24 protein-coding genes and 2 pseudogenes are annotated in these 25,352 nt (G+C 70.5%); 17 read left to right on the plus strand and 9 right to left on the minus strand.

All coding sequences use genetic code 11. The features are described 5' to 3' along the window. Positions 1-236: 236 nt before the first annotated feature. Positions 237-455: pseudogene (locus tag ACK4TH_RS03350) on the plus strand (phage integrase N-terminal SAM-like domain-containing protein); the annotation flags it as partial. 319 nt (positions 456-774) lie between these two features. Beyond that, positions 775-1,962 (plus strand): SGNH/GDSL hydrolase family protein, encoded by a 1,188-nt coding sequence (locus ACK4TH_RS03355; protein WP_409622667.1) that lies wholly within the window; start codon positions 775-777, stop codon positions 1,960-1,962. Positions 1,963-1,996: 34 nt separating this feature from the next. Here ACK4TH_RS03355 and ACK4TH_RS03360 read toward each other — a convergent pair whose 3' ends face one another. After that, positions 1,997-4,492 carry a Lon protease family protein gene (locus ACK4TH_RS03360; RefSeq protein ID WP_409622670.1) on the minus strand — a complete coding sequence of 832 codons (2,496 nt, stop codon included), beginning with the start codon at positions 4,490-4,492 and terminating at the stop codon, positions 1,997-1,999. A 68-nt stretch (positions 4,493-4,560) separates the two neighbouring features. On the opposite strand from ACK4TH_RS03360, the gene ACK4TH_RS03365 reads away from it, so the two are divergent. After that, a complete protein-coding gene (locus ACK4TH_RS03365) occupies positions 4,561-5,688 on the plus strand; it encodes a hypothetical protein (RefSeq protein ID WP_409622673.1) in 1,128 nt (375 codons plus the stop codon). A 29-nt stretch (positions 5,689-5,717) separates the two neighbouring features. After that, positions 5,718-6,545, plus strand: a complete 828-nt coding sequence (locus tag ACK4TH_RS03370; protein ID WP_409622676.1) for a UPF0149 family protein — start codon at positions 5,718-5,720, stop codon at positions 6,543-6,545. A 24-nt stretch (positions 6,546-6,569) separates the two neighbouring features. Here ACK4TH_RS03370 and ACK4TH_RS03375 read toward each other — a convergent pair whose 3' ends face one another. Genes ACK4TH_RS03375 through ACK4TH_RS03395 form a run of 5 tightly spaced genes read right to left on the minus strand, consistent with a single transcriptional unit; the run spans position 6,570 to position 11,602 of the window. Continuing rightward, positions 6,570-7,100, minus strand: coding sequence for a CinA family protein (locus ACK4TH_RS03375; protein WP_409622679.1), 531 nt, complete (start codon positions 7,098-7,100; stop codon positions 6,570-6,572). A 4-nt stretch (positions 7,101-7,104) separates the two neighbouring features. Beyond that, entirely contained in the window at positions 7,105-7,590 is a 486-nt protein-coding gene (locus ACK4TH_RS03380; protein ID WP_409622897.1) for a phosphatidylglycerophosphatase A, read from the minus strand. A gap of 53 nt (positions 7,591-7,643) precedes the next feature. Next, positions 7,644-8,528, minus strand: coding sequence for an NUDIX hydrolase (locus ACK4TH_RS03385; RefSeq protein WP_409622682.1), 885 nt, complete (start codon positions 8,526-8,528; stop codon positions 7,644-7,646). Then, complete coding sequence (gene thiL, locus ACK4TH_RS03390) at positions 8,525-9,559, minus strand: thiamine-phosphate kinase (protein WP_409622685.1); 1,035 nt, start codon at positions 9,557-9,559, stop codon at positions 8,525-8,527. The genes ACK4TH_RS03385 and thiL overlap by 4 nt, the downstream gene beginning before the upstream one ends. Positions 9,560-9,598: 39 nt before the next feature. Continuing rightward, positions 9,599-11,602: a site-specific recombinase gene (locus ACK4TH_RS03395; protein WP_409622688.1), complete on the minus strand. Its 2,004-nt coding sequence runs from the start codon at positions 11,600-11,602 to the stop codon at positions 9,599-9,601. Positions 11,603-11,719: 117 nt separating this feature from the next. Between ACK4TH_RS03395 and rpe the strand changes: the two genes are divergently transcribed. From rpe to ACK4TH_RS03445, 10 genes are all read left to right on the plus strand, one after another. Then, on the plus strand, positions 11,720-12,397 hold the full coding sequence (gene rpe, locus ACK4TH_RS03400) for a ribulose-phosphate 3-epimerase (RefSeq protein WP_409622691.1): 678 nt from the start codon (positions 11,720-11,722) through the stop codon (positions 12,395-12,397). 89 nt (positions 12,398-12,486) lie between these two features. Further along, positions 12,487-12,681, plus strand: coding sequence for a hypothetical protein (locus ACK4TH_RS03405; RefSeq protein WP_409622694.1), 195 nt, complete (start codon positions 12,487-12,489; stop codon positions 12,679-12,681). 111 nt (positions 12,682-12,792) lie between these two features. Further along, positions 12,793-14,868 carry a methyl-accepting chemotaxis protein gene (locus tag ACK4TH_RS03410; protein ID WP_409622696.1) on the plus strand — a complete coding sequence of 692 codons (2,076 nt, stop codon included), beginning with the start codon at positions 12,793-12,795 and terminating at the stop codon, positions 14,866-14,868. A 141-nt stretch (positions 14,869-15,009) separates the two neighbouring features. Continuing rightward, positions 15,010-16,203 (plus strand): MFS transporter, encoded by a 1,194-nt coding sequence (locus ACK4TH_RS03415; RefSeq protein WP_409622900.1) that lies wholly within the window; start codon positions 15,010-15,012, stop codon positions 16,201-16,203. A 97-nt stretch (positions 16,204-16,300) separates the two neighbouring features. Further along, a complete protein-coding gene (ssb, locus tag ACK4TH_RS03420; protein ID WP_409622699.1) occupies positions 16,301-16,798 on the plus strand; it encodes a single-stranded DNA-binding protein in 498 nt (165 codons plus the stop codon). Between the two features lie 8 nt (positions 16,799-16,806). Then, complete coding sequence (locus ACK4TH_RS03425; RefSeq protein ID WP_409622702.1) at positions 16,807-17,409, plus strand: sigma-70 family RNA polymerase sigma factor; 603 nt, start codon at positions 16,807-16,809, stop codon at positions 17,407-17,409. 82 nt (positions 17,410-17,491) lie between these two features. Beyond that, positions 17,492-18,529: a permease gene (locus tag ACK4TH_RS03430; protein ID WP_409622903.1), complete on the plus strand. Its 1,038-nt coding sequence runs from the start codon at positions 17,492-17,494 to the stop codon at positions 18,527-18,529. A gap of 20 nt (positions 18,530-18,549) precedes the next feature. After that, positions 18,550-19,518: an MBL fold metallo-hydrolase gene (locus tag ACK4TH_RS03435; RefSeq protein WP_409622704.1), complete on the plus strand. Its 969-nt coding sequence runs from the start codon at positions 18,550-18,552 to the stop codon at positions 19,516-19,518. A gap of 4 nt (positions 19,519-19,522) precedes the next feature. Beyond that, positions 19,523-19,759 carry a thioredoxin family protein gene (locus ACK4TH_RS03440; RefSeq protein WP_409622707.1) on the plus strand — a complete coding sequence of 79 codons (237 nt, stop codon included), beginning with the start codon at positions 19,523-19,525 and terminating at the stop codon, positions 19,757-19,759. Between the two features lie 24 nt (positions 19,760-19,783). Beyond that, the gene (locus tag ACK4TH_RS03445; RefSeq protein WP_409622710.1) at positions 19,784-20,203 is read left to right on the plus strand and encodes an OsmC family protein; all 420 of its coding nucleotides are present in this window, start codon (positions 19,784-19,786) and stop codon (positions 20,201-20,203) included. Positions 20,204-20,291: 88 nt separating this feature from the next. Here ACK4TH_RS03445 and mnmA read toward each other — a convergent pair. Beyond that, positions 20,292-21,452, minus strand: a pseudogene (gene mnmA, locus ACK4TH_RS03450) (tRNA 2-thiouridine(34) synthase MnmA); the annotation flags it as partial. A 76-nt stretch (positions 21,453-21,528) separates the two neighbouring features. Between mnmA and ACK4TH_RS03455 the strand changes: the two are divergent. Beyond that, positions 21,529-21,831, plus strand: coding sequence for a type II toxin-antitoxin system HigB family toxin (locus tag ACK4TH_RS03455; protein WP_409622713.1), 303 nt, complete (start codon positions 21,529-21,531; stop codon positions 21,829-21,831). 25 nt (positions 21,832-21,856) lie between these two features. Next, positions 21,857-22,231 (plus strand): type II toxin-antitoxin system HigA family antitoxin, encoded by a 375-nt coding sequence (locus ACK4TH_RS03460; protein ID WP_409622716.1) that lies wholly within the window; start codon positions 21,857-21,859, stop codon positions 22,229-22,231. 18 nt (positions 22,232-22,249) lie between these two features. On the opposite strand, the gene ACK4TH_RS03465 is transcribed toward ACK4TH_RS03460, so the two are convergent. Together ACK4TH_RS03465 and ACK4TH_RS03470 are read right to left on the minus strand one after the other, a co-directional pair. Continuing rightward, positions 22,250-23,530 carry a glutamate-5-semialdehyde dehydrogenase gene (locus ACK4TH_RS03465; RefSeq protein ID WP_409622719.1) on the minus strand — a complete coding sequence of 427 codons (1,281 nt, stop codon included), beginning with the start codon at positions 23,528-23,530 and terminating at the stop codon, positions 22,250-22,252. Further along, positions 23,527-24,003, minus strand: coding sequence for a MarR family winged helix-turn-helix transcriptional regulator (locus ACK4TH_RS03470; protein WP_409622722.1), 477 nt, complete (start codon positions 24,001-24,003; stop codon positions 23,527-23,529). The genes ACK4TH_RS03465 and ACK4TH_RS03470 overlap by 4 nt, the downstream gene beginning before the upstream one ends. Positions 24,004-24,122: 119 nt before the next feature. On the opposite strand from ACK4TH_RS03470, the gene ACK4TH_RS03475 reads away from it, so the two are divergent. Continuing rightward, the gene (locus ACK4TH_RS03475) at positions 24,123-25,328 is read left to right on the plus strand and encodes a 3-hydroxybenzoate 6-monooxygenase (RefSeq protein ID WP_409622725.1); all 1,206 of its coding nucleotides are present in this window, start codon (positions 24,123-24,125) and stop codon (positions 25,326-25,328) included. Positions 25,329-25,352 lie beyond the last annotated feature (24 nt).

Raw genomic sequence — 25,352 nt, forward strand, 5'->3', positions numbered from 1 at the left:
CAGCTAACGTGTTATAGGGAGCAAAACTGCTGCATAACACCGACGGCTGTCTCCCTAACACCGGCGGCTCGATCGGGCGCAAAGCCTTGCCCAGCCTGCGCTTCCAGGCATTGACTGGATGTTTGTACAGTACTAAATTTCATGCAAATTGGCGCAACGTTCGTACCACGCACTTTGCCTGTGCGCGCGGGCGTGGGCAATCCCCCCCGAAAGGGGGCCCCAAGGGAGAGAACAAGATGCATGACCCCCATCCGCCCGCGGGCAGGCCGCCACGGCGCGGTGAGGCACTGCCGTCTTTGAAATCGACGCGGCTGCTCGATCAACTGCGGGAGCGCATCCGCGCCCTGCACTACAGCCTGCGCACCGAAGAGGCCTATGTGTACTGGTGCCGCGCCTTCATCCGGTTTCACCGGCTGCGTCACCCGGCCGAGATGGGTGCTGCAGCAGGCCAAGCGCGCCGCGCGCGGCTTCACGACGCCGGTACCCTTCAGCATACCTGTGCCATGCTTACTCACATGCCCCTCCCTTCTTGCATGTCGTTGATGATGCGTGCCGCAAAGACTGGCGACACCGGGTCAAGTGTATTCAATTGGTTGATCGCTCGAGCCCGCCCCGCCCACGTGTTGCATGCCCGCGACACCTCCGCACGAACCAACCCTTCGGGAAATTGGGGGCGATCATCCAAGCGGCAACATGTACCGGGTACTTCATCCGCAACGACGCCCCAATGTCGCCCGCCCGACAAACTGCAAGGGAGAACCCGAATATCCAGACATGCGCACGGATTTCTACAATGCAGTATTCGGATTTACCTTGGAGGAGCCACCCACGCGCTGGATGCATCGCCTGACCGCCGTTGCCGTGGCCGCCGTGTTGACCGCTTGCGGCAGTGGCTCCGATGTGACGGCGCTCAAGGTGGCCGGCGACAGCCTCGCCGATGCCGGGACATTCGGGTTCAAGTTCACGGTGCAGGGTGCGACACTGGCCCAGACGCGGATCTGGGTCGATCACGTGGCGGACGCCGTGGACGTGAGCCCACTGTGCCCGCGCTACACGGCCACCGGGCCGAATGCCGTCGCGGCCAACCCGGCGGCGGCCCACTGCACCAGCCACGCCGTCGGGGGTGCGCGCATCAATGTCGCGGGTACGGCCGGGGACAGCACCCCGCTGTCCATCCAGCAGCAACTGCGCGATCTGGGGGCGACCGCCTACGGCGATCGGGACGTGCTGCTCGTCGTGGGAGGTGGCAATGACGCCGCCGACCTGATCGGAGCCTATCTGGGCGCCTCGGCGGACGGTGGGGCGGCATATGTGGCGCTGTTGGGCGAGCTGCTCAGCCCCGCGCAAGTCGCCCAGGCTGCGGCCGGGGGCAATGCCGGGCTCGCGCAGGCGGGCGGACTCTATATGGCCGCGCTGGCCGATCAGTTGGCCGATACCCTGCAGGCACAGGCCTTGGCCAAGGGGGCCAAACGGGTGGTCGTGCTCAACGCGCCGGACGTGACGCGCACCCCGCGCTTCCTGGCGCTGCTGGCAGCCGTCGCCCAATCCAGCGGCGGGGGCGCGACGGGGGCGGCCATGGCCGAGCAGATCGCCACGACGGCCCGCGCCTGGGTGAGCGCCTACAACAGCCGGCTGGCCCAGCGCTTTGCGACCGAATCGCGGGTGGCGGTGGTCGACTTCTTCGGCGCCCTGAACCAGTGGCTGGCCTCACCGGCAACCTATGGCCTGACCAACACGACCTCACCCGCATGCCCTGCCACGGGGACCGATGCCCGGGGTTTGCCGACGTACAGCATCCAAACCTGCACCGAGGCGTCGCTGACCGCTGCCGCGCCGGCCGGCGCGGGCGCGGGTTGGTGGAACAGCTATGTGTTCTCGGACAACTTCCACGGCACGCCCCGCACCAACGCGCTGATGGGCAACCTGGTCAACGACACGCTGCGCGCGCGGGGGTGGATGTAACAGACGCCGGGCGGGTATAACCGCCCGCAGACCCTCACCCCCTGCGCCGCCACGCGCGCGGGTTGCCCGCCCGCAGGCAGGCGCGGCGGTAGGCGACCAGCGTGGCCGCGGCGCGGCCGAGCACGCTGTCGGGCGGGAAGGCGTCGTCCGGCGGGGCGACGCCGCCGCCCACGGCCCGGGCCCCTTCGGCGCCGAAGGGCACGCCGGTCAGCAGGGCCATGCCGTCGGCGACGTGGTCCACCGCCCAGACGTGGAAGCGCCCCGCAGCGACGGCCTCGCAGACCTCGTCGGCGAGCATCAGGTGGCGGCGATTGCGCGCGGGGATGAGGACGCCCTGGCTGCCGTCCAGCCCGGCCGTGGCGCAGACGCGAAAGAAGCCTTCGATTTTTTCGTTGACGCCGCCGATGGGCAGCACCTCGCCGAAGGCGTTGATGGCGCCCGTGACGGCGATGCCTTGCCGCAGCGGCAGCCCGGACAGCGAGGACAGCAGGGCGTAGAACTCGGCGCACGAGGCGGAGTCGCCTTCGATGCCCGCGTACTCCTGCTCGAACATGATGGAGGCGGTCAGCGCCAGCGGGGCCAGGGGGGCGAACAGGGCCGACAGGTAGCTGTGCAGCACCAGCACGGCCTTGTCGTGGATGGGGCCGGAGAGGGCCACCTCGCGCTCGATGTTGAGCAGCCCCTCGGTCCCTGGCAGGGTGCGGGCAGCCACCCGAATGGGCAGGCCGAAGCGGTAGTCGCCCAGGTCGATGACCGACAGGCCGTTGAGCTGCCCGATGCGCGCGCCGTGCAGGTGGACCAGGCGGTCGCCATCGGCCACGGCTTCGCGCAGGCGCTCGTCCGGGTAGTCGTGGCGGCGGTTGCGCGCGGCGATGGCGGCGCAAACGTCCTCGCCCTCCACCCGGCGGGCGCCGCGGCGGCGCGCGACTTCGGCGGCCTCGACCGCCAGGGCCTCGGTGCGCGCAAAGGTGGCGCTCTGGCGCGCGCGGTCTTCAGCTTCGCGGTGGCTGTCCTCGATCAGGCGCGCCACGGCCGCCGCGCTAAAGGGCGGCAGCCCCAGGCGCGCGCCGGTGTGCGCGACGAAGACGCCGGTGGCGCGCCGCGTGGCGTCGTTGGCGCCGAAGGTCTCGGCAAAGTCCACCTTGATGCGGAAGTGCCGCGCAAACTCGGGGTCACCTTCCTGCAGGGCGTAGAACTGCTCGTTGGAGCCGATCAGCACCAGCTTGACGTCCACGTCCACCGACTCGGGCTCGAGTGAGGTGGTGGCCAGCGCCGAAAACATCGTGCCCGGCTCTTCGATCTGCAGCCGGCCGCTGCGCAGAAAGCGGCGCAGCTTCTCCCACACCAGGTCGTCGGCGAACAGGTCGCGCAGGTGCAGCATCAGAAAGCCGCCGTGCGCGCGCAGCAGGCTGCCGGCGCGGATGCGGCTGAAGTCGGTGACCAGCACGTCGTTGTCGGTCTGGTATTCGATGCTGCCGAACAGCGGCCGGTACAGGGGGTTGTTCTCGATGATGACCGGCGCGCCGACCGTCTCGGCGTTGTCCACCACGAGGTTGACGCGGTAGCGCTGCAGCCGGCGCTCCAGCGCGTCGCGGCGGTCGTCTTCGTCCTCGGGGTCGGCGGGCTCGAACAGCTCCAGGTGGTCGAGCACATCCTGCTCGACCGCGTCCAGCCATTGGCCGAGCTTGCGCGTGTCCTTGAACTGCTTGCGCAGGCCCTGGCGGATGGCGTCGAGCTCGCGGTCCAGCACCGGACGCACGGCCTGCCGGCGCAGCGACTCCACGCCGTCGCGCAACGCGCGCTCCAGCGGGCCGGTCACCTCCAGAAACCGCAGGATTTCGGCGCGCAGCTCGCGCTCGCCCTCGTCGTAGGCAACCCGGCGCGCGGGATCGAGCGCGGCCATGGCGTCGGCGGTCAACGGCTCGCCCCGCTCGTCGATGAGGGTGAAGATGAGCTGCCCGCTGTCGCGCCGCAGCGCGAAGTGCCGCGCCCGCGCGAACGCGGACAGGGCGGCATAGGCTTCGGCCTCGCGGTCGCTGTAGGTCTTCTCCAAGGCGGACAGCGCGGCTTTGAAGCTGGGCTCGTTGAGGCGCTTGGGGATCTCGGCCTGCAGGACGCGACAAAACTCGATCATGCGCTGGCGCAGCGCACGCCCCTGGCCTGCAGGCAAGCGCAGCGCACGCGGCCGCTCGGGGGTGGCGAAGTTGTGCAGGTAGCACAGGTCGGGCGGCACGGGGCGGGTGGCCGCGGCGGCGCGCATCTCCTGCTGCAGCAGGGTGGAGCGCCCAGTCCCCACCTCGCCGAGCACGAACAGGTGATAGTGCGGCTGGTCGATCGCCAGGCCGAAGCGGGCGGCGGTTTGCGCCCGCTCCTGCCCGATCCAGGGCAGCGGCTCGTGCGCCAGCTCCGCCGTGTCCTCGAAGCCCAGGGTGGCCGGGTCGATGCGCAGACGCAGCGCGTCGGCCGGCAGCCGCTGCGCACCGCCGGACGGGGCGCCGGCATTTGCGGCGACGGTAGCAGGGTGGTCCATGCGGCCAGTCTAGCGCCGTTCGTCGGCGGCGACTGCAGCGCGGGCGCGACAGGGCCGATATCCCAGCCATGGAAATCGCTCACAGCGCCATCCACCTGCACAGCCAGATGCAGCAAACCCGGGCCACCGTCTTGCACGAGCGGCTGCAGGCGTGGCGCGGCCCACGCCCGGGCGATGCCGGGGGCGCGCCACCGACCCGGGTCCCGGCCTCCACGGCGGCGGGCTCGCGACCGTCGGCACAGGTCGAACTGTCGCCCCAGGCCCTAGCCGCCCGGCAGGCCAAGCCCTCCAAAACGCCCGACGTCCCCGATGCGCCGAGCGCCGCGGAGGACGCGGCGGAACACGCCTCGCTGGATCCGCGCCTGCGCACGCTGGTGCACATGATCGAGGCGCTGACCGGCCTGCGCGTGCGGGTGTTCCAGGCCGAAAACTGGCCCGACGCGGCATCCGCCGAGGCAGTGGCCCAGGTCCCGAGTGGGGTACCGTCTGCCGCCAGCCCGAACGGCGCGGCGGGGGAAGCGCCCGCATCCGTGGGGTGGGGGCTGGCTTACGACCGGGTCGAGATTCGCGTCGAGTCCCAGTCCCTGGCCTTCCAGGCCAGCGGGCGGGTGGTGCTGACCGACGGCCGCACGATCGACTTTCGGTTGGGGTTGCAGTTGCAAAGCAGCTCGGTGGACGTGCGCACGCTGTCGCTGCGCGCGGGCGATGCCGCGCTGCGCCTGAAGGACCCGCTGGTGCTCTCGCTGGACGGCGCAGCGCCGTCCTTGACCGACACGCGCTTCGTCTTCGACCTGGACGCGGACGGCACGGCCGAATCGATGGCTTTCGTCGCGTCGGGCAGCGGCTTTCTGGCGCTGGACCGCAACGGCAACGGTGCCATCGACGACGGTCGGGAGTTGTTCGGTGCCACGAGCGGTGACGGGTTTGCCGACCTGGCCGCCCTGGACAGCGACGGCAATGGCTGGATCGATGCGGCGGACCCCGCCTTTGGGCAACTGCGGGTGTGGACACGGGACGGCGCCGACGGGGGCGACCGCCTGCAGACGCTGGCGCAAGCTGGCGTCGGCGCGCTGTATCTGGGCCGCATCGCCACGCCGTTTGCGCTGGGTGACGCGGGGCGCCTGCGCAGCAGCGGGCTGTACCTGACCGAAGCCGGCACGGCGCGCACACTGCAACAGATCGATCTGGCCGTCTAACCGACGGCGCCGCGCCCTACACTTGGGGGATGAACACCCCGGACACCCCCGATCCCGCTTTGGCGCAGCCACTGTCGGACGACGACTTCGAGCGGCTGGAGAGCATTCTGGACGACTTGGCCGAGCGCAGCGACGGCATTCCCTCCTCGTGGGAGTACTGCGACGGCTTTCTGACCGCGCTGATTTGCGGGCGCCGTCCGCTCGCGCCCAGCGAGTATTTCCCCGTGCTCTTTGGCGGCGCACCGGGGGACGCCGCGGGTTTTGGCAAGGCGTCCTTCCGGGACGAAGCGCAACTGCGCGACTTTTTGTCGCTGTGGATGCGCCGCTGGAACGAAATCGCCGCCGCACTGCAGGCCCCCGTGGAGACGCTGGACGACGAGCGCACGCTGCAACCCTATCTGACAGACGTGCGCACGGTGCTGGCCGAACTGCCGCCCGAGGAGCAGGAGCGGTTTCAAGCGTCTTTTGGCGACGAGCCACTGCCGTCGTTTGCGCAGTACTGGGCGGTGGGCTTTTGGGATGTGGTGCAGGCTTGGCCCGACGACTGGCGCACGCCGCGCGATCGGGAACTGGGGCGCGACTGGGAGGACGCGCTGATGGCCATCGCGGCCTTGCTCGAGGCCGACGAGGACGAGCCTGCGGTCAACCCCGTGCGCGACGATGGACCGCCCACCGTCAGCGCGGATCGGATCGAGCGCTTTGGCGACGCCATCTGGGCGGTGTATGACCTGCACGACATCGCGCGCTCGCTGGGCCCGCCGATCGAGACGGTACGCAAGGCGGCCGAACCCGGCCGCAACGACCCCTGCCCTTGCGGCAGCGGCAAAAAATACAAGCGCTGCTGCGGGGCGAATTGAGCCGCCGGCGGGGGCGTTGAGGCGTCAGCCCGCCCCCACGACCCGGCTGTGCAAGCCCGCCAGCGCATGCCCGACGGCCGCCGCCCGCACCGCGGCGCGGTCGCCGTCGAAACGCTGGCACTGCGTCTGGACTTGCCCGTCCACACACCAACCAAACCAGACCGTCCCGACCGGCTTGGCGGCGCTGCCCCCACTGGGCCCCGCAATGCCGGTGATGGCCAGCGCCGCCTGCACCTGCGCCGCAGCCGCAGCGCCGCGCGCCATGGCCTGCGCGACCGGCTCGCTGACCGCGCCGTGGGCGGCGATCAGGCCGTCGTCCACGCCCAGATCGGCCACCTTGGCGGCGTTGGAGTAGGTGACGAAGCCGCGCTCGAACCAATCGCTGGAGCCGGCCAGCGACGTGCAGCACGCGGCCACCAGCCCGCCCGTGCAGCTTTCCGCCGTGGCCAGGCGCCAGCGACGCGCCAGCAGCGCGACCGACAACTCGGCGAGCAGCGGCCAGACCGTGGGGGGCAGCCACAGCAGCGGCGAGGCGGCAACCGCGGGCGCACTCACTGCCTTACCCCCCGAAGCCGAAGCGCCACAACGCGATGACGAGCAGGGTGCAAAAGGCCGCCACCAGATCGTCGAACATGATGCCCCAGCCCCCGCGCCAACCGGTGCCCTTGCAGACGCGGTCGGCCCAGGCGACCGGCCCCGGCTTGGCCGCGTCGAAAAAGCGGAACAGCGCAAAACACACGAGCTGGCCCCACAGTCCATGCGGCGCCGCCATCCACAGCACGAGCCAGAAGGCCACCACCTCGTCGATGACGACGAAGCTGGGATCGGCCACGCCCGCGCGCCGTGCGGTGGCGGTGCTGGCCCACCACCCCAGCAGCAAGGCCGCGCCGATGAGCAGCGCCCACCCCCGGTCCCCGGGGGCGGCCAACGCATCGATGACCAGAAACGCCGCCCATGCCCACAGGGTGCCAACGGTGCCCGGCGCCAGCCGCGACAGACCGGCGCCGAAACCCAGCGCGATCAGGTGCGACAGCCGCGCGAACATGAAACGGGCGGACGGCACGGCAGGCGGGGCCGCGGCGGCATCGGGGAACGCGCTCACCGGAACCACCCCTCGAACCCATCGAAAGGCTCGAACCGGCCCTCGACCAGCCGCAGCCGGGTCGGCCCGGGCAACGCCCGGGCGCGCACTGGGTGGCGCTCGTCGCCGGGGTAGCACATGGCGCGGTGCTCCCCGTCGCGAAACTGCTCAGGCTGAATGCACGGGGGCGGGCGGTCGGCCGCCTCGGCCCAGGCCGACGCGACATCGGTATGCCGGGCCAGCTGCGCCAGCCCCATGAGTTGGGGCGGGATCAGCTCGATCTCGCGCGCCCAGTAGCGGGTCAGGGCCTCGCGCGGCGTCATCCAGGCGCTGTCGCTGGCCTCGAAGGCGTCGTGCCGGACTTGCGCCCCCCGGGGCAGACAGGCGAGGAAGAAGCGCGTGTCGAACCGCGGTGTGCCCACGGGCGGATGGCGCGGCGTGATCCAGCGCGACCACGGGCGCAGCGCCGCCGTGGTCAAGCGCGCACCGGCCTGGGCCAGCCGTGCGCGCCAGGGACGGGCGGCCTCGGCGAGCTCGTCCGCGGCGCGGGGCAGCGGGGCATCCACCAAGGCCACGCCGGCTTCCTCCCACAGCTCGCGGGCGGCGGCCACGAACAGCGCCTGCGCGGCAGCCGGTGTGAGCGCGGGCTCGCCCAGCCGGGCCGGCAGTCCGGCGGGCGGCTGGTCCAACAGCGCGGCCCATTCGGGCGCGGCATCGTCCGCATCCACTTTGCCACCGGGAAAGACATACAGCCCGCCCAGCACGCGGGAGTTGGGGTGCCGCCGCAGCAGCAGCACCTGCAAGCCCGGCACCCCGTCACGGATGAGGACGACGGACGCCGCATCGCGCGGCGGGGCATCGTCGGCGGTGGGCGGAAGGGGGGGCGCGACGGCGGTGCTCATACCGGCATGGTAGCGAAATGGTCGAACCCCCCCAGCGCCACGCCGGGCGGCAGTGGATACGGCCGCCCTTGGGCGTCGCACAGGTGCACACGCGCCGCGCCGGAGTCCAGCACATGGCCGGCGGGCGGTCCGGCCACGATGTGGCCGATGCGCGTCACCGGGGTGGCAGCCTGTTCGGCCGCGCGCTGCACGGCCGCGCGCCGCTCGGGCGGGGCGGTGAAGACCAGCTCGTAGTCGTCGCCCCCTGCCAGCACGCAGCGCAGCGCCTCCGCAAGGGGCAAGGCGCGCACCGCCGGATGCACCGCGCCCGAGCCGAGCAGCGTTTCCACATCCACCCGCGCGGCCACGCCGGAAGCGGCCAGGATGTGCCCGAGATCGCTCAGCAGACCGTCGCTGATGTCCGCCGCGGCGTGGATGATGCCGCGCAAGGCCAACCCCAGCGCCACCCGGGGCGTGGGCCGCTCCAGCCGGGCACGCGCATGCTCGGCACCGGGCGGCGCGGGGCGCTCACCGAGCAGCACGGCCAGGCCCAGCCGCGCATCGCCCAGCGTGCCGCTGACCCACACGTCGTCCCCGACGCGGGCGGCATCGCGCCGACTGGCCTGCTGCGCCGGCACCTCGCCCACCACGGTCAGGCACAGATTGAGGGGCCCGGCCGTGGTGTCCCCCCCGATCAGCGTGCAGCCGTGCGCATCGGCCAGCGCGAACAGACCACGCGCCAACGCTGCAATCCAGGCCGAATCCGCCTGCGGCAGCGCCAGGGCCAGCGTGAAGGCCAACGGACGCGCGCCCATGGCCGCCAGATCGCTCAGGTTGACCGCCAACGCTTTGTGGCCCAGCGCCTCGGGGTCCACGTCCGGCAGAAAGTGCCGCCCCACCACCAGCATGTCGGTGGATACCGCCAGCGTCATGCCCGGTGCGGGCGCCAGCAGTGCGCAATCGTCCCCATTGCCCAGGCGCACACCACTGCCATCGGGCCGCGCTGCCGCGGCACGCCAGAAATGGGTGCGGATCAGATCGAACTCGCCCATCGGGCATCGGCCTTCTGTGGGTGTTCCGGCCCGCGGCGCTCAGGCGCGCGGCGGCGCGTCGTCCGCCGGCGGCCACAAAAAGCTGCCGGGCGCTTTGCGCCAGCGGTGTGCCAGCGCCTGCTGGATGCGCTGGCGGTTGACGGCATTGATGCCCTGCGCCTTGAGCGCCAGCCGGAACGCCAGATAAAAACTCACCGCCAGATTGATGGGCCCGACCAGCAGCGTCGCCAGCACGGCCGAGGCGACGTCGCCACGCAACAGCGCGTCGGGCCCGAGCGCCGCCACCGCCGCGGTGAGCTGCCCGGTGACCAGCGTGACATGGCGCACTTCGAAACCGATGCCGAAAAACCCCAGCAGCGCGGGCACCAACCCCAGCAGCAAGCCCAGCGAGACATTCGCCGCCAGCCCCGAGACATTGGCCCGCAGCCAGGCGGCCCAGCGACGGGCGCGCGCTGGCCCCAACCAACGCACCCAGGCCGGGTGATGCGCCAGCGCGCTGTCCAGCCGGTAGAGCACGAAGGCATTTTCCGCCCAGCCGGCGATCAGGCTGCTGGCGAACAACAGCACTCCCGTGCCCGCCGCCATCAGCAGGGTCGGCCCCCAAAGCTGATGGGCGGCCAGGATCTGCTCGGCCTTGGCCACACCGATCAGGGGCGCGCCGCGCCAGAGCCGCGCCGCCGCATCCAGCAGCAGCACTGCCGGAATGACCGCCAGCAGGTTGCCGGCAATGGCCGCCACCTGCGAACGCAGCAGGTGCGCCACCTCGTCGACGAAGCGCAGCACCGCCTCGCGGCTGTGCAGATGCTTCAGCCGCGCGGCCAGCGCCGGTGCCGTCATGGCGGGCTGTTTGGTCGCCACCGTCCAATGCAGCAGCATGATGAGCACGAACCACGCGGCATAGTTGAGGCCCGCCACCAGCCCACCCCAAAACGCCGTCAGGCCGAGCGAGGTCAGCGCCAGCTTGCTCCACGTCGTCAGGCCGAGCACGGCGCCACCGCCCAGCGCGCGCCGCAGCATGGCACGGTACTCGGCGCGGTTGCGGCTGATGTAGTGCTCGCCCGTCTCGGCATTGCGCTCGGCCACGCGCTGCGCCAACTGTTGCGACGTGCGCGCCACGAGCGGGCCGATGCGGCGCGCCTCGTGGCTGGCGCGCACCAGCCGCGCCAGCAGGTGCACGGCGGCCCGCTCCTCATTGGGGCTGGCCAGCGCATCCAGCAAGCGTTTGGCACGCAGCACGCGCTCGCGCAACTGGCGCAGGCGGAACACGACGGCGGTGGAAATGCCGTGCTCATCCAAGTGGGCATAGGCCGTGTAAGCCGCGCTGCGGCATTCGTCCAGCCCGTCGCGCAGGGCCTGCAAAGCGGCCCGGGTGGCGGGGGCATCCCGCCCATGCGCGGCCAGCGCATCCCGCAACGCATCGAGTCGGCGACCCAGATCGTGGAAAGCACGGCCGCGCTGCGCCGACGCCGACATGCGGTGCCGCAGCTCGGGCTCGAACCCCGCCACCGCCACCTGGGCGACACAGATGCCCAAGGCATCGAGCAGGGCGGGCCACCACACCGTCGCCGCCGAGAGGGGCGGTCCGTCCGCGGGCGCGAGCAGCCGGGCCAGGCGCTGCACCTGGCGCGCCGGGATCGCGGCCAACCAGCGCGCGTCCAAGGGGTCATCGAACACCCAGCCGAACCACTCCGACACATCGGTCGTCTCGGGCGACACTGGCAGCAACCGCCGCCGCAGTCGGTGTCCGAACTCTGCCCAAAACTCGGGCCGGCGGGCAATGCCTTCGTCGGCCAGCAACGGCGCCCAGTCCAAGCCCTGCGCCGACCAGGCCTGCCACGCCTGCGCCAAGCGGCCCCGCGCGACCGGGTCGGCCTCCAGCGCGCTCAGCCAGACATCCAGCCGGGCCAACACGGCGCGCACCTCGACCTGCAGTCCGCGCAGCCAGCGCACCCAATCCCGCAACCACACCCGCAGCGCAACGCGGCCAGCACGCGGATCGGGCGCCAACAGGGCAGGGGGCGGCAGCGGGGTGGCGACGGTCATCGGGGCATCACACCTTTTCTTTTGGGATAGCCGGATGGTAGCGGCAAGGCCAGGAATCGCGCCACAATAGGGCCCACCCATCCACCCGCCCGCCCGCCCGCACGCACGCCCCAAGCCATGAACCGCTACCGCATTGCCCCGTCCATCCTGTCCGCCGACTTCGCCCGCCTGGGCGAGGAGGTGCGTGCCGTCATCGACGCCGGGGCGGACTGGATTCACTTCGACGTGATGGACAACCACTATGTGCCCAACCTGACCGTTGGCCCGATGGTGTGCCAGGCCCTGCGGCCGCACGCCCGCACCGCCGACGGGCAGCGCGTGCCCATCGACGTGCACCTGATGATCCAGCCGGTGGACGCGCTGGCCAGTGCCTTCATCGACGCGGGAGCGGATCTGGTGAGCTTTCACCCCGATGCCAGCACGCATGTGCACCGCAGCATCCAGGCCATCAAGGCGCGCGGCTGCCAGGTCGGGCTGGTGTTCAATCCCGCCACGCCGCTGGATGTGCTGGACTGGGTCATCGACGACCTGGATCTGATCCTGATCATGAGCGTCAACCCGGGCTTTGGCGGGCAGTCGTTCATCGACGGTGCGCTGCGCAAGGTGGAGCAGGCGCGCCGCCGCATCGACGCCTGCGGCAAGGACATCCGGCTGGAGGTGGACGGCGGCATCAAGGCCGACAACATCCGCCGCGTGGCCGACGCGGGCGCGGACACCTTCGTCGCCGGCAGCGCCATCTTCGGAAAGCCCGACTATAAGGCCGTCATCGACCAGATGCGCGCCGCGCTGGCTTGAGGCGTCTGGTCCAACGCCGGTGAAATGTCACGTTTCCTTGGTGTTTTCTCGCAGCGGGCATGATCCCGTTCTGACCGATACTCGACACCATGCGTAGCAACGTCTTCACCCCCGCAGTGGCACTGCTGCAGCGGCTGTCGATGCCGATCAAGATGATCGGGATGGCAGCGATCGTCGCGGTGCCGATGTTGATCGTGGCTTTTTTGCTGGTGGCCGACAACTGGCGCGCCTTGCAAACCACCGAAGAAGCCCGCGACGGCATCACCGCCATGCGGGAGGTGTAGACCCTCATCCACGCCGTCCAAGACTGGCGCGACGCCGCCGACGTCGTATCGGCCGGTGAGACAACGCTGAAAGGCACCCAGGATCAAGCCGCGCAGCGGGCCGCCGACGGATTGCGAGCGGTCCATGAGCGGCTGCAAGCCCATCCGGAGTGGAATACCGGTGGCCTGTGGAACCCCTTGCGCGAGCAGTTGGAGGGGCTGCTCAAGGACAACCAGCGCGCCGCATCCGTCCGCCACGCCGATGCCACGCAGGCCCTGACCCGACTGCAGCGTCTGAGCGGCTGGATCGGCGACGCCACGGGCGTACAACGCGACACCGACGCCCTGACGGCGCACCGCGCCGCTTTGGCTTTCGAGGGACTGCCGCCGGTGCGCGAGCTGGCCAGCCAGTTGCGCGGCCGCGCCACGGCCATGCTGACCCACCCGGACGCCATGACCGACGCCGTCATCATCTCCAACATGGTGCGGCAGGCGGCAGCGGCGGACCAGATCGAGGCCCTGCTGCCCGCCCTGCAAGAGCGGGCGGATGCCCTGCAGCGTCGCGGAGCCAAGGTGCCCGCGGGCTGGAGCCCCTTCCGCAGTGCCACGGATGAGTTGGTGCGCACGACCGCCGCCCACCTCAAGACCGCGGCGATGACGGTGGACAAAAAAGAGTTTTACGCGCAGGCCACCCGCGCCATCGACGCGCTCGTCACGCTGGAGCGCGAATTGGCCGACGCCGTGGAAGCCGAATGGGCCCAGCGCAGCGCCAAACTGCAACGCGAAAGCGTCATCGTCGCGGCCGGCTGCACGGTGGTGCTGCTGCTGTTGGCCTACATCATGGTGGCGTTTTACCGCGCCACGGTGGGCGGGCTGCACCACCTGAACGACGCGATCGACCGCGCCGCCGAGGGCGACCTGACCGGCGACGCCGTGCTGCCCGGCCGCGACGAGATGGCCGACATGAGCCAGCGCCTGCGCCACATGCTGCAGGCGCTGTCGGAGCTGGTGGCCGACGTGCGCAGCGCCGCGGCGGTGCTGGGCCACGTGGGGCTGCAGCTGGTGCAGGACAGCCAGGAACTCGCCGACCGCACGCAGACCCAGGCCGCCAGTCTGGAGCAAGCCACCAGCAACGTGCGCGCGGTGGCCGAAACGGTGCAAACCAACGCCGACAGCGCGCAGGACATCCGGCGCCTGACCGGCGAGCTCAACCGCGAAACCGAGCGCGCCGGCGAGCTGATGCAGCACACCGTCGGCGGGCTGGGCTCGCTGCAGGCCACCTCGCAGCGCATGACCGAGATCATCGGCACCATCGACGGCATCGCGTTCCAGACCAACATCCTGGCGCTCAACGCCGCGGTGGAGGCCGCGCGCGCCGGCGAGGCCGGCCGGGGCTTCGCGGTCGTGGCGGCCGAGGTGCGCCGGCTGGCCCAGCGCAGCCAGGAGGCCGCCAACGAAGTGCGCCAGCTGATCGCCGAGTCGGCCGAGCGTGTGCAGGGCACGGTGCAAGAGATCCGCTCCGTCCACGAGGCCATGGACGTGCTGGTGCGCGGCATCCGCGACATCGCTGCGCGCATCGGCGAAATGGCCGACGCCAGCCGCCAGCAGAGCACGGCGCTGGCGGAGGTGGTGGCCGCGGTGGGCGACCTGGACAAGGTCACCTACGAGAACTCCGCGATGGTGGAGCGCACCACGCACCGCGCCAACCGCCTGATGGAGCGCACCCGCGACCTGGACGAAGCCGTGCACCACATGAAGCTGCGCCAGGGCACCGCCGACGAGGCCTACGAACTGGTGCAGAAGGCGCTGGCGCACGTGCGTGCGGTCGGCTACGAGCGCGCCGCCGAGGACTTCCACGACAAGAACGGCCCCTTCGTCGACCGCGACCTCTACCTCTTCGTGCTGGACCCGGAGGGCACCTACCGCGTCATGGGACTGGACCGCGCCAAGGTCGGCACGCGCGTGCACGACGCCCCCGGCATCGACGCCGAGGCCTTCCTTGCCGACGTGCGCCACCGCGTCGCGCAGGGTGGCGGCTGGGTCGAGTACAACATCATCAACCCGGTCACCGGCCAGGTGCGCGCCAAGTCCTCCTACGTCGTGCCGCTGGACAACGGGCTGATTCTGGGTTGCGGTGCCTACCGCAGCGCGCTGCGCGCCGAGGCGGCCGATGGGCGGCCCGCGTCGTCGTCGGCGCTGGACGACTGACGCCCCCGGCGATTTCCCCCGAAAAGCCCCGTCGGCGACCACCCCACCAGCGGGGTGCGGCAAAATCCCAGGTTTTCCTGGTCCGTCGCTGACCGCCCCGCCAACGTGGATGCCATGTCCTCCCCCCCCTCCCCCGATCGCATGAGGCCAAGCGAGCGCCGTGCGAGTCTGGCGCTCGCGGGCATTTTCGCGTTGCGTATGCTGGGCCTGTTTCTGGTGCTGCCCGTTTTTGCGCTGGAGGCGGCTCGACTGCCCGGCGGGGACGACCCGGCGCGCGTCGGGCTGGCCATGGGTATGTACGGCCTGGCGCAAGCGCTGCTGCAGATTCCGCTGGGGCTGGCATCGGACCGCTGGGGCCGCAAACGCGTCATCCTGACGGGGCTGGCGCTGTTTGCCCTGGGCAGTGTGCTGGCGGCAACCGCCTCGACGCTGGACATGCTGACCCTTGCCCGCGCGCTGCAAGGCGCGGGTGCGATATCGGCCGCCGTCACCGCGCTGTTGGCCGACCTGACGCGCGATGCCGTGCGCACCAAGGCCATGGCCCTGGTGGGCGTGAGCATCGCGCTGGTTTTTGCCCTGTCGCTGGTCGCCGCCCCGCCGCTGGCGGCGGCGATTGGGCTCGGGGGGCTGTTCTGGCTCACGGGCGCGCTGGCGCTGGCCGGCATGGCGGTCGTGGTGTGGGTGGTGCCAGCGGAGCCCCCCCGATCGATCGCACCGGCGCGGGGCGGGCTGGGCGCGGTGCTGCGCCACCCCGACCTGTTGCGGTTGGACGTGGGGGTGTTGACCCTGCACACGGTGCAGATGGCGATGTGGATGGCCGTGCCCGGCCTGCTGGTCAGCGCCGGGATCGACAAGGCGCACCATTGGCAGATCTATCTGCCGGCGCTGCTGGCGTCGTTTCTGATCATGGGCGGCCTGCTGTTCCGGCTGGAGCGGCGCGGCCACCTGGGTGCGGTGCTGCGCGGCGCCATCGGCTTGCTGGTGCTCGCCCAAGGGGGACTGGCGTGGGCCGCCAGCCACGAGGCCGGCAGCGTACTCATCACCGGGGTGTGGCTGCTGGTGTTCTTTTTGGGCTTCAACACGCTGGAAGCCAGTCAACCCAGCCTGGTTTCGCGGCTGGCGCCGACCCATGCCCGGGGCGCCGCACTGGGGGTGTACAACACACTGCAGTCGCTGGGGCTGTTTGCAGGCGGCGCCCTGGGCGGCTGGCTGATGCGCCACGGCGGGGCCGCCGGCGTCTTCGCCCTGGGCGCCGCGCTGTGCATGCTGTGGCTGGTACTCAGTTGGGGCCTGCGGCCACCTGCGGCCGCCCCCTCGGCGCTGCCGCAGACCTGACCGCTCCCCTCCCCCGCCCAGGGGATGGGGCCACCGGGACGATTGCGGCACAATCGGTCGAATCCTGGGCAATCGCCCCATCCTCGAGGACACCCCCATGGCATCGGTCAACAAAGTCATCCTGGTCGGCAACTGCGGCCGCGACCCCGAAATCCGCTACCTGCCGTCCGGCCAACCCGTGGCCAGCGTGAGCATCGCCACCTCCAGCCGGCGCAAGGACCGCAACTCCGGCGAGATGGTCGAAGACACCCAGTGGCACCGCGTCACCTTCTACGACCGGCTGGCCGAAATCGCCGGCGAATACCTGAAAAAGGGCCGGCCAGTCTACGTCGAAGGCCGGCTGAAGTACGGCAAGTACACCGGCCAGGATGGCATCGAGCGCAACACGGTGGACATCATCGCCACCGAACTGCAACTGCTGGGCAACCGCGAGGGCATGGGCGCCCCGTCGGAGGACGGGGGCTACGCGCCGCGCGCTGCCACCCCCGCCCCGGCACGCAGCGCTTCGGCCCCGGCCAGCCGCCCCGCGCCGCAAACGACCCCCGCGCCGGCCGCCAGCGGCTTCGAAGACATGGATGACGACATTCCGTTTTGAGGACGCTCATGCGCCATGGCACTGGGGTCAAGGTTTCGGGCGCGCGAGCATCCGCCGCTCCCTACCTCTGTGTCGTGCGCGCCTGGCAGGCGCACGAACGCGAGCTGCGGCGCTTTCTGGCTCACCACCTGCACGATGAGGTCGTCGCACAGGACTTGGTGCAAGAGGTGTTCGTGCGCGCACTGCAGGCTGGACGGGACTTTTGTGCGCTGCGTCAACCGCGCGCGTGGTTGTTTCAAGTGGCACGCAACGCCATGGTGGATTGGACGCGTCGGCAGCGGGCGCATGATCCTCTGCCAGACGATGACCAGGCTGGGTTTCTCGCATCACCTGGGCTGGACGACCAGGCCAGCCCGGTGGACGCACTGGCCGACTGCTTGGAAGCGGGGTTGGCCACCCTCTCACCCCAGGATGCCGACATCCTGCGGCGCTGCGATCTGGAGGGCGTCGTACAGTCCAATTACGCTGCCGCGCACAGCCTCAGTTTGCCTGCGACCAAGGCACGCCTGCGACGTGCACGTCTGCGACTGGCCGAAGCCCTGACCCGGCAGTGCGGTGTGCAGCGCGATGCGGACGGCCGTGTCTGCTGTGCGACCACCCCCCGCGATTGATGTGGCGTCAGGGTGCATCCTTTGGCGGGGCAACGCGTCTTCTGCATCAGATGCCCCTGTTGTCAGGATCTGCCCGACCATGATGAACGCCCCTGCTGTGAATTTGCCCCGGCGACATCCACGCCTGTTTCTGGTGCTGGCCGCGCTGCTGTGGTGGGGTCTTTACCAGAGCCTAGTGCCGCTGTCCGAGGCGCTGGTGGCCGCGCTGCCGGTGGCGCGAGACGATCACCTGGGCCGCGCGCTGCAGTTCTTTTTCTACGATGCCCCCAAGGTCCTGCTGCTGCTGACCGGGGTGGTGTTCGTGATGGGCGTGATCAACACTTGGTTCACGCCCGAGCGCACGCGCGCATTGCTGGCCGGACGGCGAGGCGGTTGGGCGAATGTGCTTGCCGCCATGCTGGGCATCGTCACACCGTTCTGTTCCTGCTCGGCGGTGCCGCTGTTTATCGGCTTCGTGCAGGCCGGTGTGCCGCTGGGGGTGACGTTCTCGTTCCTGATCGCGGCCCCGATGGTCAACGAGGTGGCGCTGGCGTTGCTGTTTGGCCTGTTTGGCTGGAAGATTGCCGCGCTGTATCTGGGGCTGGGCTTGGGTCTGGCCATCGTCGCCGGCTGGGTGCTGGGCGTGCTGCGTCTGGAGCATCAACTGGAAGACTGGGTACGCGAAATGCCATCCGTGCAGGCCCGCGTAGACGATGGTGGCCTGCCGCTGGCCGAGCGCGTGCGCGCCGGCGGCCAGGCCGTGCGCACCGTCGTCGGCAAGGTCTGGCCTTATGTGTTGGCAGGCATCGCGGTCGGCGCGGGCATCCACGGCTGGGTGCCGCAGGATCTGATGGCCGCCGTCATGGGCAAGGAGGCTTGGTGGTCGGTGCCGCTGGCCGTGTTGATCGGTGTGCCAATGTACGCCAACGCTGCGGGGGTGCTACCGATCGTGCAGGCGCTGCTGGCCAAAGGCGCGGCACTCGGCACCGTGCTGGCGTTCATGATGAGCGTGATCGCCCTGTCGCTACCGGAGATGGTGATCCTGCGCAAGGTGCTCAAGCCGCGTCTGATCGCCACCTTCGCGGCCGTCGTGGCGAGCGGGATCCTGCTTGTTGGCTACGTGTTCAATGCCGTGCTGTAACGGTCCCCTTGGAGATTTCGTTGGCATGCCTACCCAAAAGCCCACGCCGTCTGCACGCGTGGGCAACCCGCGCGGCTGCAGTCGCCTTAGGCCTGACGCTAGCCGTCGCTGCGCGCGCTGCGCAGGCGCTGGAGATGGCCTTCGAGCCGGTGGCCCCGGGCGTGTACGCCTACGTCGGTGACACCGAAGGCCGCACCTACGACAACGAGGCCCTCAATGCCAATCTCGGTCTGGTCGTCACGCCCCAGGGGGCGCTGCTGATCGACAGCGGGGCCACCCGCAAGACGGCGCAACGCATCGAGCAGGCCGCACGGCGCGTCACGCCGCAACCGATCCGCTGGGTCATCAACACCGGCGGGCAGGACCATCGCTGGCTGGGCAACGGGTACTTCCGGGCCCAAGGCGCCGAAATCATGGCCCACGCCAACGCCCGCGCCGACATGCTGGCGCGCGGCCATGAGCACCTGCGTGCCCTGGCCCCGGTACTGAAGGACAAGCTGGACGGCACCGAGCCGGTGCTGCCGACTCGCTGGCTCAGCGAGCCGGACACCCGGCTGGACCTGGGCGGGGTGGCTGTGCATGTGATCCACCGCGGTGGCGGCCACACGCCGGGCGACAGTATGGTCTGGTTGCCCCAGGCGGGCGTGGTTTTCACCGGTGACGTGGTCTACGTCGACCGAGTGCTGGGCATGCACGCGGTCAGCCGCAGCCGGCCGTGGCTGACCACCTTCGAGGCGCTGGAGGCCCTGCAGCCGCGCGTGGTGGTGCCGGGCCACGGCCGCGTCACCACACTGGCGCAGGCGCAGCGCGACACGGGGGATCTGCTGCGCGCGCTACGGGCGCACATGGGCCGGGCGGTAACCGACGGGGTGGACCTGGCCACGGCCGTGCGCACGTTCGACACCGCCTCCTTCCGGCATCTGAAGCACGCGGAGGTCTGGCTGCCGCAACTGGCCAACCGCACCTACTTGGAAATGGAACACGAGTGACATCATGACGAACATCAAGGTACTCGGCTCGGGCTGCGCCAACTGCCGCAACACGGTGGCGCTGATCGAGCAGGTGGCGCAGGCGCTGGGAGCGCCCATCCAGCTCGAAAAGGTAGAGGATCTGCGCGCTATCATGGCCTACGGTGTCATGAGCACGCCGGCGGTCGTGGTCGACGACCGGGTGGTGCACGCTGGGGGCATCCCCACGCGCGACAAGGTCGAGCAGTGGTTACGTCCCTGAGCCGCATCCACACCGGAGGCAGTCATGGCTGATGCCCCCACGCCGCTCACATTTCAGGTCCGTGCCCAGCGGCTCGATGCGCACGCCAGCCAGGCGCGCTGTAAGCAGGCAGAGCTGGCCATCGACACCGATCTGGCTGGGAACCCGGCTGCCTTCAACCCGGCCGAGCTGCTGCTGGCCGCCTTGGCCGGCTGCATGATCAAGGGTATCGAGCGCGTGGCGCCGATCCTGAAGTTCGAGCTGCGCGGCGTGGAGGTGCGCCTGCACGGCGTACGGCAGGACGTGCCGCCCCGCATGGCCAGCATCCGTTACGAAATCATTGTCGACACGGATGAGCCGGACCGGCGGCTGGCCCTGCTGCACGACAACGTGCGCAAGTACGGCACGGTGTTCAACACGGTGGCGCCGGGCACGGACCTCAGCGGCGAGCTGCGGCGGGCATGATTGGGTGGGCCCCGGCATGCCCGCGACGGGAGGGGACTCGGCTCGAGGGCCGAGTTGCCAGCGGCGGCAGCGGCCGCTCGGTGGCCTCGGCGGCGTGGATGACGCCGCCGCCCAGGCACACCTCGCCGTCGTACAGCACGGCGCTCTGCCCCGGCGTGACGGCCCACTGTGCCTCGTCGAAGCGCAGCTCGAAGGCGGCAGCACCGCCTTCCGTCACCGCCAGCGTGCACGGCGCGTCGGCCTGGCGGTAGCGGGTCTTGGCCGCGTAGCGGCCCGGTGCCGGCGGCGCGCCGGCGATCCAGCTCGCCTCGTCGGCGCGCAGCCAGCGAGACTGCAGCCACGGGTGATCATGCCCCTGCACGGCCCACAGCGCGTTGCGCTGCGTGTCCTTGCGCGCCACGAACCACGGCGCGTGCACGCCGGGCGCGGCCTCGTCGCGCCCGCGCACGCCGCCGATGCCCAGCCCCTGGCGCTGGCCCAGCGTGTAAAAGCTCAGGCCCACATGCCGGCCGATCTCGCGTCCCTGGTCGTCGACAATCGGCCCCGGCGTGCCGTGCAGGTAGCGCTGCAGGAACTCGCGAAACGGCCGCTCGCCGATGAAGCAGATGCCGGTGGAATCCTTCTTGCGCGCGTTGGGCAGGCCGATCTCGGCCGCCAGGCGGCGCACCTCGCGCTTGTGCAGGTGTCCGACCGGAAACAGCGCCCGCGCCAGCTGCGCCTGCGTCAGCCGGTGCAGGAAATAGCTCTGGTCCTTGCCCGGGTCCACCCCCTTGAGCAGCTCGTGGCGCACCGCCTCGGCCGGCAGGCTAGCGGCCTCGTCGCCGTCCAGCACGCGGCCGCTGGCGGCCTCCACCGTCCGCACGCGCGCGTAGTGGCCGGTGGCGATCTTCTCGGCCCCCAGCCGCATGGCGTGGTCCAGGAAGGCCTTGAACTTGATCTCCGCGTTGCACAGGATGTCGGGGTTGGGCGTGCGGCCGGCCTCGTACTCGCGCAGAAACTCCGCAAACACCCGGTCCTTGTACTCGGCGGCGAAGTTGACGTGCTCGACGTCGATGCCGATCACGTCGGCGACGCTGGCCGCATCCAGCCAGTCCTGCCGGCTAGAGCAGTACTCGCTGTCGTCGTCATCCTCCCAGTTCTTCATGAACAGGCCGACGACCTCGTGCCCCTGTTGCTTCAGCAGCCAGGCGCTGACCGCGGAGTCCACCCCGCCCGAGAGTCCCACGACGACACGATGTTTGCTTGCCATGGCGGGATTATCCGCGCGCGGCGGCGTGGGCGACCAAGCCCCACCGATGATCCCGTTCTGGGACTATACTGGAACCATGCGCATCGTCGCCGTCTCTGCCTTGCGCGATTTCTGGCAGCGCTATCCCGATGCCGAACAGCCGCTGCGCGCGTGGGTCGAGGAGGTCAAGGCGGCCGACTGGGCGCAACCGGCCGACGTCAAGGCCCACTACCGCCACGCCAGCATCCTCAAGAACCGCCGGGTGGTGTTCAACATCAAAGGCAACGACTACCGGCTCGTGGTGGCCGTGGCCTACCGGATGCGCATCGTGTACGTCAAGTTCATCGGCACGCATGCGCAGTACGACGCCATCGACGCCGAGACCCACGAGCCGGACTGAACGACCCGACGCACGGAAGGACGCCATGGAAATCCATCCCATCCGCACCGAGGCCGACTACCGCGCCGCCCTGCGCGCGATCGACGCCCTGATGGCCGACGATCCCGAGCCGGACAGCCCGGCTGGCGCGCGGCTGGACGCGTGGGTGACGCTGGTGCAGGCCTATGAGGCGCGTCACCACCCGATCGACCCGCCCGACCCGGTGGAGGCGATCAAGTTCCGCATGGAGCAGGCCGGGCTGACGGCGCGCGACCTGGAGCCACTGATCGGCCGGCGCCACCGCGTCTACGAGATCCTCAACCGCAAGCGCGCGCTGACGCTGCCGATGATCCGGCGGCTGCACCGCGGGCTGGGCATCCCGGCCGAGGCGCTGATCGCCGACCCGGCCCCGGCGCCCTGACCTGCGCCCGCGGCTCCCTCAGCCCCGCACCTCGCCCTCACCGAGCACCACGTACTTCAGCGAGGTCAACCCCGCCACGCCGACCGGGCCGCGGGCGTGGAACTTGTCGGTGGAGATGCCGATCTCCGCGCCCAGCCCGTACTCGAAGCCGTCGGCAAAGCGCGTGCTGGCGTTGACCATCACGCTGCTGGAATCGACCTCGCGCAGGAAGCGCTGCGCGTGGCGGTGGTCGGTGGTGAGGATCGCGTCGGTGTGGTGGCTGCCGTAGCGGTTGATCCACTCGATCGCCTCGTCCAGCCCGGCCACCACCTTGACGCTGATGATCGGCGCCAGGTACTCCTCGGACCAGTCCTGCTCGGTGGCGTCCTTCAGCACCGCGCCGGGCACGCGGCTCAGGAGCGCCTTGGCCTCGGGGCAGCAGCGCATCTCCACCCCCTTGGCGGCGAACACCGCGCCGATGCGCGGCAGGAACGCCGCCGCCACCCCGCGCGCCACCAGCAGGCTCTCGGTGGCGTTGCAGGGGCTGTATTTCTGCGTCTTGGCGTTGTCGGTGACGCGCACGGCCATCTCGAGGTCGCACGGGTCGTCGACGTAGGTGTGGCAGTTGCCGTCCAGGTGCTTGATGACCGGCACCTTGGCCTCGCGGCTGATGCGCTCGATGAGGCCCTTGCCGCCGCGCGGGATGATGACGTCCACGTACTGCGGCATCGCGATCAGGCGGCCCACCGCCTCGCGGTCGGTGGTGGGCACGAGCTGCACCGCCTCGCGCGGCAGGCCGGCTTCCTCCAGCGCCTGCTGCACCAGGGCGGCCAGCGCCCGGTTGCTGTCGATGGCCTCCGAGCCGCCGCGCAGGAGGCAGGCGTTGCCGCTCTTGATCGAGAGGCTCGCCGCCTCGATGGTGACGTTGGGGCGGCTCTCGTAGATCATGCCGAAGACGCCGATGGGCACGCGCATCTGGCCGACGCGGATGCCGCTGGGCTGCTGCTGCAGGCCGATGATCTCGCCGATGAGGTCGGGCATGGCGGCGAGCTGCTCGCAGCCCTGCGCGCAGGTCTCGATCACCTGGGGCGTGAGCTTCAAGCGGTCCACCATCGGCTCGCTCAGGCCCGCGGCGCGGGCCCGCTCCACATCGAGCGCGTTGGCGGCCTGCAAAGGCTGGACGTGGGCGCGCAGCAGCGCGGCCAGGCCGCGCAGGGCGGTGTTTTTGCGCGCGGCACTGGCCTGGGCCATCGCCGCCGAGGCGGTTCGGGCCTGCTGGCCCAGCCGCTGCATCAGTTCGGGAACGGAGGTCGCGTTCATGCGCCCGATTGTCGCACCGACCCCGGGGCGCGGCTGAGCTCGTTGTTGGCATCGACCAGCCGCTGCAGCAGCGCCATGAACTGCGCCTGCTCCTGCGGGTCCAGGGGGGCCAGGATGCGTGCCTGCGCACGTCGCATGTCCGGCACGACGGCGGCCAACCGCGCCTGCCCCTCGGGCGTGAGCGTCAGCCGGCGCGCGCGGCGATCGGCCGGATCCGGCTCGCGCTGCAACCAGCCGCGCGCCTGCAGCCGCTCCACCACCCCGGCGGTGGTGGACGTGTCCTGCGCAATGCGGCTGGCCAGGGTGCGCTGGTCAATGCCCGGCTCGTTGTGCACCGTCTGCAGCGCCGCGTACTGCACCGGCGTGATGCCATGCGCCGCCGTCTCCTGCAAAAAGATGCCGACGGCGATTTGGTGCAGGCGGCGGATGGCGTGGCCTGGCTGGGCGTTGACATCGAGTAGTGGGGCGGACATGGGTGGCGAGGGTCGGCCGGGGATTGCGGGTAAACCCGAAGTGCTGCCCTCGATTTTACGGCTACACTAATCGTCAGTGTACTTATTATTTGCTCTCCACTCCCCACAAAGGTGACCCTATGACACATGCGACGACCCGGGAGCCGGTGCTGGTGGCCGGCGGCGGCATCGGGGGGCTGGCGGCCGCGCTGGCCCTGGCCAACCAGGGCTACGAGGTGCTCGTGTTCGAGCAGGCCGCGCAGATCGGCGAGATCGGCGCCGGCATCCAGCTCGGCCCGAACGCGTTTTCGGCGATGGATGCGCTGGGCGTCGGCGAGCGCGCCCGGGGGCGCGCCGTCTACATCGACGAGCTGGTCATGCACGACGCGGTGGACGCGTCGCTGGTGGGGCGAGTGCCCACGGGGCAGGCCTTCCGCGAGCGCTTTGGCAATCCTTATGCGGTCATCCACCGGGTGGATGTGCACACCTCGTTGCTGGAAGGGGTGCAAGCCAGCGATCGCGTGCGCTTCCACACCGACACGCGCATCGTGCGCGTGGAGCAGGACGGCAACGGCGTGACGGTAGAGGACCAGCGCGGCCAGCGCTGGCGCGGCCAGGCGCTGGTCGGCGCCGACGGTGTGCGCTCGGTGGTGCGCGCGCAGTACGTGGGCGATCCGGCGCGGGTGACCGGCCATGTCGTCTACCGGGCGGTGGTGGACAAGGCGGACTTCCCGCGCGACCTGCAATGGAACGCCGCCAGTCTGTGGGCCGGGCCGCACTGCCACCTGGTGCACTATCCGCTGCGCGGCGGCGAGCAGTACAACGTGGTCGTCACCTTCCACAGCCGCCAGGCGGAGGAATGGGGCGTGACCGAAGGCAGCAAAGAGGAGGTGCAGAGCTACTTCCAGGGCATCCATCCGCTGCCGCGCCAGCTCATCGATCTGCCCAAGAGCTGGAAGCGCTGGGCCACCGCCGACCGCGAGCCGATCGATCGCTGGAGCTTTGGCCGCGCCACGCTGCTGGGCGACGCCGCCCACCCGACCACGCAGTACATGGCGCAGGGTGCCTGCATGGCGATGGAAGACGCCGTGACGCTGGGCGAGGCCCTGCGCGTGCGCGGCGGCGACTGGGACCGCGCGCTGGACCTGTACCAGCGCTCGCGCGTGGCGCGCACTGCGCGCATCGTCCTGTCCAGCCGCGAGATGGGGCGCATCTACCACGCCAAGGGGGTGGAGCGGCTGGTGCGCAACGACCTGTGGCGCGGCCGCTCGCCGCAGCGCTTTTACGATGCACTGGAGTGGCTGTACGGCTGGACGGTGGAGACCTGCCTGGCCGCCCCCCACTGAACCGCCCCAACGAATCGGAGCCGC

This window comes from Tepidimonas sp., from assembly GCF_046292505.1.
Classification (GTDB): domain Bacteria; phylum Pseudomonadota; class Gammaproteobacteria; order Burkholderiales; family Burkholderiaceae_C; genus Tepidimonas.

Excerpts from the sequence above, each read along its gene's own strand:
- ACK4TH_RS03355 (WP_409622667.1), top strand. The coding sequence starts at position 775 with ATGCGCACGGATTTCTACAATGCAGTATTCGGATTTACCTTGGAGGAG.
- ACK4TH_RS03360 (WP_409622670.1), bottom strand. The coding sequence starts at position 4,492 with ATGGACCACCCTGCTACCGTCGCCGCAAATGCCGGCGCCCCGTCCGGC.
- ACK4TH_RS03365 (WP_409622673.1), top strand. The coding sequence starts at position 4,561 with ATGGAAATCGCTCACAGCGCCATCCACCTGCACAGCCAGATGCAGCAA.
- ACK4TH_RS03370 (WP_409622676.1), top strand. The coding sequence starts at position 5,718 with ATGAACACCCCGGACACCCCCGATCCCGCTTTGGCGCAGCCACTGTCG.
- ACK4TH_RS03380 (WP_409622897.1), bottom strand. The coding sequence starts at position 7,590 with ATGTTCGCGCGGCTGTCGCACCTGATCGCGCTGGGTTTCGGCGCCGGT.
- ACK4TH_RS03385 (WP_409622682.1), bottom strand. The coding sequence starts at position 8,528 with ATGAGCACCGCCGTCGCGCCCCCCCTTCCGCCCACCGCCGACGATGCC.
- thiL (WP_409622685.1), bottom strand. The coding sequence starts at position 9,559 with ATGGGCGAGTTCGATCTGATCCGCACCCATTTCTGGCGTGCCGCGGCA.
- ACK4TH_RS03395 (WP_409622688.1), bottom strand. The coding sequence starts at position 11,602 with ATGACCGTCGCCACCCCGCTGCCGCCCCCTGCCCTGTTGGCGCCCGAT.
- rpe (WP_409622691.1), top strand. The coding sequence starts at position 11,720 with ATGAACCGCTACCGCATTGCCCCGTCCATCCTGTCCGCCGACTTCGCC.
- ACK4TH_RS03405 (WP_409622694.1), top strand. The coding sequence starts at position 12,487 with ATGCGTAGCAACGTCTTCACCCCCGCAGTGGCACTGCTGCAGCGGCTG.
- ACK4TH_RS03415 (WP_409622900.1), top strand. The coding sequence starts at position 15,010 with ATGAGGCCAAGCGAGCGCCGTGCGAGTCTGGCGCTCGCGGGCATTTTC.
- ssb (WP_409622699.1), top strand. The coding sequence starts at position 16,301 with ATGGCATCGGTCAACAAAGTCATCCTGGTCGGCAACTGCGGCCGCGAC.
- ACK4TH_RS03425 (WP_409622702.1), top strand. The coding sequence starts at position 16,807 with ATGCGCCATGGCACTGGGGTCAAGGTTTCGGGCGCGCGAGCATCCGCC.
- ACK4TH_RS03430 (WP_409622903.1), top strand. The coding sequence starts at position 17,492 with ATGAACGCCCCTGCTGTGAATTTGCCCCGGCGACATCCACGCCTGTTT.
- ACK4TH_RS03440 (WP_409622707.1), top strand. The coding sequence starts at position 19,523 with ATGACGAACATCAAGGTACTCGGCTCGGGCTGCGCCAACTGCCGCAAC.
- ACK4TH_RS03445 (WP_409622710.1), top strand. The coding sequence starts at position 19,784 with ATGGCTGATGCCCCCACGCCGCTCACATTTCAGGTCCGTGCCCAGCGG.
- ACK4TH_RS03455 (WP_409622713.1), top strand. The coding sequence starts at position 21,529 with ATGCGCATCGTCGCCGTCTCTGCCTTGCGCGATTTCTGGCAGCGCTAT.
- ACK4TH_RS03460 (WP_409622716.1), top strand. The coding sequence starts at position 21,857 with ATGGAAATCCATCCCATCCGCACCGAGGCCGACTACCGCGCCGCCCTG.
- ACK4TH_RS03465 (WP_409622719.1), bottom strand. The coding sequence starts at position 23,530 with ATGAACGCGACCTCCGTTCCCGAACTGATGCAGCGGCTGGGCCAGCAG.
- ACK4TH_RS03470 (WP_409622722.1), bottom strand. The coding sequence starts at position 24,003 with ATGTCCGCCCCACTACTCGATGTCAACGCCCAGCCAGGCCACGCCATC.
- ACK4TH_RS03475 (WP_409622725.1), top strand. The coding sequence starts at position 24,123 with ATGACACATGCGACGACCCGGGAGCCGGTGCTGGTGGCCGGCGGCGGC.